At 62.4% G+C, this 503-nt stretch carries 1 protein-coding gene; it reads right to left on the bottom strand.

Annotated elements, in window-relative coordinates:
* Nucleotides 1-2: 2 nt before the first annotated feature.
* Nucleotides 3-503: EF-Tu/IF-2/RF-3 family GTPase (locus AWR35_RS04485; RefSeq protein ID WP_247709092.1), on the bottom strand; the 501-nt coding region annotated here is incomplete at its 5' end.

The following is a 503-nucleotide window of genomic DNA, read 5'->3' as shown; positions in this document are numbered from 1 at the left end:
GATTACTCGATGATCTTGGAAACGACGCCAGCGCCGACGGTACGACCGCCTTCACGGACGGCAAAGCGCAGGCCTTCTTCCATCGCGATCGGCGCGATCAGCGTGACGGTCATCGCCACGTTGTCGCCCGGCATGACCATCTCGGTGCCTTCCGGCAGCTCGCAAGCGCCGGTCACGTCGGTGGTACGGAAGTAGAACTGCGGACGGTAGCCGTTGAAGAACGGGGTGTGACGACCACCCTCTTCCTTCGACAGGACGTAGACCTCGGCCTCGAACTGGGTGTGCGGCTTGATGGTGCCCGGCTTACACAGGACCTGGCCACGCTCGACCTCGTCACGCTTGGTGCCGCGCAGCAGTACGCCGATGTTGTCGCCTGCCTGACCTTCGTCGAGCAGCTTGCGGAACATCTCGACACCGGTAACGGTGGTCTTCTGGGTGTCCTTCAGACCAACGATCTCGATCTCTTCGCCAGTCTTGACGATGCCGCGCTCGACACGACCGGT

Origin of the sequence: Guyparkeria sp. WRN-7, from assembly GCF_001641825.1 — a bacterium.
Lineage (GTDB): Bacteria > Pseudomonadota > Gammaproteobacteria > Halothiobacillales > Halothiobacillaceae > Guyparkeria.
This window is presented reverse-complemented; position numbering and strand designations above follow the sequence as displayed.